We start from the raw sequence: 4,011 nt of genomic DNA, 5'->3' as shown, positions 1-4,011 counted from the left end.
CTTCTTGAGGAAGTTCAGCATGAGGTGGCTCCGGAAGTGGTGGCGACGCGGCGGGCGGCGCTCAGGCGCTTGACCAGGCGGGAGCCCAGGTCGCGGCAGGGGCTCTCGACGAAGCGGTAGTTGAGCTCGCTGAGTACGACGATCAGGACCAGGCTGGTGCCGAGCAGCGACAGGGGCCGCTCGCCGGCGTCCCAGCCCAGGCGGAAGCAGAGTTCGCGACTGAGATAGAACGCCGGGATGTGGATCAGGTAGATCGCATAGGAGCGCGCGCCGACCCAGACCAGCAAGCGCTTCAGCGGCCCGTTGGAGAGCAGGTAGTCGCGGTCGTAGGAGGCTATCCACACCAGCAGTCCGCACAATAGCGCGATGGCGCCGATCCGCACGGCGACCAGGCTGTACGCTTCGCTGGCCAGCACGCCCAGGGCCGCGGCCACGGCGACCAGCAGCAACGGCCCGCTCCAGGCGCGGCCCAGCAGGGTGGGGTTCCAGCGGGCATAGCCAGGCTGCAGGGAGGCGAGGGCGAGCAGTACGCCGATGGCCAGGGCGTCAGTGCGCAATACCATCAGCAGCGGTGTGCGCAGGCTGAAGAACTGGACCAGCACCAGCGCCAGCAGAGCCCAGCCCAGGTAGCGACGCAGGCAGAGGATCAGCAGCGGCAGCAGGAGGTAGAACTGTTCCTCCAGGGAAAGGCTCCAGTAGACGAAGCTGGCACCGTATTCGTAGCGGTAGAAACTGTCGGCGAAGCGGAAGTTGGCGACCTGGAGGAAACCGGCGAGGCTCGCCGCGAGGTTGGCCGACAGGCTGCCGAAGGCTCCGGAGCGGTTCAGCAGCAGGCAACAGGCCAGGATCAGCGCCAGCCACAGCCAGGCCGAGGGCAACAGGCGGAAGGCGCGGCGGATCCAGAAGTACCGCGCCTGTTCCCAGAATGCCTGGCGTGTGGGCGCCTCGCGCAGTTGCGGGATGAGGGTGCGGGCGATGACGAAGCCGGAGATGGCGAAGAACAGGTCCACGCCCCACCAGAACTGGACGCGCTGGTTGATGCCGTCCAGCAGTGCCGGGGAGCCGCTGAACAGGTTGCTGTGCAGATGGTGGAATACCACGCCGAGTACGGCCAGCCCGCGCAACAGTTCGATGTCGAGGATGCGTTTGCCGCTCATGTCCGCGACGGTCCGGGGTCGAGCGGCTTGCGCGCGATGATCACCTGGCTCTTGGGCATGAAATGGTCGAGCAGGTGCTTGATCTCCAGGCCGTCGGGACGGGCCAGGAGGTTTTCCCAGAGCCGTGCCCAGTCTTCCATCAGCGCCGGGTAGGGCGGCTGGATACGGTCGCGGACGGCGCCGCCGAGCTCACGGCCGGCGGCCCGTTCGCTGGCCCAGAAGAAGATCATGCCCATCACCCAGAAGAAGCCGCTGGCCTGGCGGTGCTCGATGACCAGCCCGGCGTCCTGCACCAGGCGCGCGAAGTCGTCGCGGGAGAAGATGTGGATGTGGTTGGGCGCCCGGAAGTAGTCGGCCGGGGCGATGCCCTGCTGCAGGTGTTCGCCGACCGGGTCCGGCACGCTCAGCAGGTACTGCGCGCCAGGGCGCCCGAGACGCACGAGTTCGGCCATCACCCGCGCTGGGTTGGCCACGTGTTCGAGCACTTCCATGCACACCAGCTTGTCGGCGCAGGCGTCGCGCAGCGGCAGCGGGTCGCTGTCGCTGACCAGGCCGGTGAAGGGCCGCCGGGCCACCGCCTCGACCTGCTGCGCCAGGCTCCGCACCTTGTCCTCCTCGCTGTCGGTGAAGATCACCGAAGCGCCCTGGCGGGCGGCGAAGAGGGTGGCGACGCCTTCGCCGCAGCCGAGATCGAGCAGGGTGTCCTGGGCGCCGATGGCGAAGCCGGCGAGCAGTTCGCCGGTTTCGCTGCGGAACCAGCCATCCAGCACCGCATCGCGCAGACCGCACATGCGTGGCGACACCGGTTCGCTCGCCGCAGCGGGACGGGAACGCCAGCGTTGGAGCAGGGCGCGGATCATGCCGGGATGCTTTGCAAGTCGGCGGGGTCGCCTTGTGCCGCTTCGTCGAGGAAGCGACGCAGGCGCTCCACGGCCAGCTTGCGGCTGCAGAAGCGTTCGAGGCTGGCGCTGGCATGCGCGGACATGCGTGCGTAGCGCTCCGGTTCCTGGCGAGCGACCTCGAAACTGGCCCGGTAGGCCCGGCACAGCGACTCCCAGTCGGTGATGTAGCGCAGCGTGCGGTAGGCCGCACGCGGGTCGTGGGGCCAGGCGGTGGCTTCTTCCGAGGAGTCGACGATGAAGGCGTTGTCGGCGTCGATGTAGTCGATCATCGCGGTATTGCGCGGAGCCACGGCCGGCTTGCCGCTGGACATGAATTCCATCAGCGGCAGGCATTGGCCTTCGCCGTAGGAGGTGTTCACCACGTAGCTGGTGGCCTCGACCAGCCGCTCGTAGTCCGGGTCGGCGAGGTAGCCGTGGATCAGCACGATGCGGCAGCGGTAGGACTGGTTCTTGTACAGATGGTGAAGCATGTCGGCCAGCGCTTCGCCGACGTTGTGGTGGGTCAGTTTCAGCACCAGGGTGGCGTCGGGCTCGTCGCGGAAGGTGGCGCAGAACGCGCTGATCATGTCCTGCCAGTTCTTGCGCCCGTCGTAGGGGTTGAACACCGAGGTGTAGATGACCCCGTCGAGGCTCAGCTCGACCTGTTTCGCCGCGCGGTCCGGCAGGGCCAGGACCTCCGCCGAGGGCTCGGGGTCGGCATGGACGGCCAGGTCCAGCTGGCGGCTGTCCACCAGCAGGCCGTCCAGGCGCAGGCGCACATCCCGGGCTTCGGGACGGCCCGCCTGCTGCGAGGCGCGGTTGGCGAAGCGATCCCAGACCGGCGCCGGCACGCTCAGTACCGGGTAGTCGCGACCCATGGCGGCGCGCACCACGTCGACCGTGAAGCTGGAGTGGGTGATGGCCCGTCCGCTGTGGCGCAGCACGTGTCGCCAGTCGTGGCGCGGTTCGCCGTGCCAGGTTTCGCTGGGCAGGGTGCTGAACTCCCAGGCGAACACCGGGATGGTTGGGCAGGCATGGTGGATCGGCGTGCGATGGGGCGGCGAGAAGGAGAGGAAGACGCAGGGTTCGCCGCGCTTGCGGCAGTCGTGGTAGAGGCGGTCCACCAGTTCGTCGGGATCGCTGACTTCGACCACCTGGCCGATCTCTTCCAGCAGCGGACGGAATTCCTTGAGGACGAAGTAATAGCTGTACTCCGGGCGCCCGAGGTTCTGCCGGATGGTGGTCTTGTTGGTCTCGGAGTGGATGATGATCAGCATGGAACGTTGCCTGTGGCGGTGGCCGCCAGTTCGACGCCGGGCGCAGGGGGTGCCTTGCGAGCGGAAAGGAAGGGTTCCAGGCGCTGGCGGACCACGTCGCCGGCGCAGTAGCCGCGCATGCGTTGGTTGGCCGCGGTGGACAGCTGCCGATAGCGCTCCGGCTGTTCCCGGGCCACCCGGTAGCTCTCCAGGTAGGCCTCCTTCAGGGACTCCCAGCTCGGCCGGTAGCGCCGGGTGCTGTACAACCGGCGCGAATCCTGCGGCCAGGCCGCGGGCTCCTGGCTGGAGCGGACCACGAAGCCCACCTGGGCGTCCATGTAGTCGGCCATCGCCGAATGGTCCGGAGCGATCGCCGGGGTGCCGCAGGACATGAACTCCATCAGCGGCAGGCACAGGCCTTCGCAGCGCGAGGCGTTCACGTAGTAGCTGGCGGCTCCGTACAGACGGGCGTACTCCGCGGCGTCGAGATAGCCGTGCAGGGCGATGACCCGGCAGGCGAACGGCGACAGTTGGGAAAGCAGGGTGAGCAGTTCGACGTGGTAGGTCGTCAGGTCGCTCTGGGTCATCTTCAGCACCAGCGTGGCATCGCTGGTGTCGCGGAATGCCCAGCAGAAGGCGGTGATCAGCTGATGCCAGTTCTTGCGCCCGTCCAGCGGATTGAACACCGAGACGTAGACCACCCCGTCCACGACGACC

At 67.8% G+C, this 4,011-nt stretch carries 4 protein-coding genes; all 4 read right to left on the bottom strand.

The features are described 5' to 3' along the window. Positions 1-14 precede the first annotated feature (14 nt). Positions 15-1,157 carry an acyltransferase family protein gene (locus FFS27_RS29800; RefSeq protein WP_023101736.1) on the bottom strand — a complete coding sequence of 381 codons (1,143 nt, stop codon included), beginning with the start codon at positions 1,155-1,157 and terminating at the stop codon, positions 15-17. Beyond that, on the bottom strand, positions 1,154-2,017 hold the full coding sequence (locus FFS27_RS29795; RefSeq protein WP_003110359.1) for a class I SAM-dependent methyltransferase: 864 nt from the start codon (positions 2,015-2,017) through the stop codon (positions 1,154-1,156). The genes FFS27_RS29800 and FFS27_RS29795 overlap by 4 nt, the downstream gene beginning before the upstream one ends. Further along, positions 2,014-3,315 carry a glycosyltransferase gene (locus FFS27_RS29790; protein ID WP_004364733.1) on the bottom strand — a complete coding sequence of 434 codons (1,302 nt, stop codon included), beginning with the start codon at positions 3,313-3,315 and terminating at the stop codon, positions 2,014-2,016. Before FFS27_RS29790 ends, FFS27_RS29795 begins: the two co-directional genes overlap by 4 nt. After that, on the bottom strand, positions 3,309-4,011 hold a 703-nt coding region (locus FFS27_RS29785; protein ID WP_137952412.1), incomplete at its 5' end, for a glycosyltransferase. The genes FFS27_RS29790 and FFS27_RS29785, both read right to left, overlap by 7 nt.

This window comes from Pseudomonas sp. 2VD (assembly GCF_005503585.1).
Classification (GTDB): Bacteria; Pseudomonadota; Gammaproteobacteria; order Pseudomonadales; family Pseudomonadaceae; genus Pseudomonas; species Pseudomonas aeruginosa.
This window is presented reverse-complemented; position numbering and strand designations above follow the sequence as displayed.